1 protein-coding gene is annotated in these 341 nt (G+C 69.8%); it reads right to left on the reverse strand.

Going from position 1 to position 341, the window contains the following annotated elements; all coding sequences use genetic code 11:
- The coding region (locus EN850_RS34620; RefSeq protein ID WP_189591312.1) for a haloacid dehalogenase-like hydrolase at nucleotides 1-341 on the reverse strand (341 nt) is incomplete at both ends.

Below are 341 nucleotides of genomic sequence, written 5' to 3' on the forward strand. Positions count from 1 at the left end.
GTCGGAATAGGCGATATCGATGTCGCCATAGCCGCGCTCGCGCAGCATGCGCATCTTTTCTTCGTTGTGGCAGTGTCGGGTCGGGCCGACGCCGCCCAGCCGCGGGCCGACCTCGGTGCCGATCACCGGCACGTCCTGATGGGCCACGAAGGCCAGGATGGCGCGTGCCAGTTCCGGCGGCGCGCCGGTGGCGACCACCACGCGGTCGCCCTTGGCACGGTGCGCGGCGAACACCTCCAGCGCCTGCGGCAGCAGCTTGGCGCGCATCTGCGCCTGGTTGCGCAGCACGTAGGCGTCGATCACCTTGTTGAAGTCGCGGGCACGGTGCAGGCCGAAGCTGC

It is taken from the genome of Mesorhizobium sp. M8A.F.Ca.ET.207.01.1.1 (assembly GCF_004794715.1).
Taxonomy (GTDB): domain Bacteria; phylum Pseudomonadota; class Alphaproteobacteria; order Rhizobiales; family Rhizobiaceae; genus Mesorhizobium.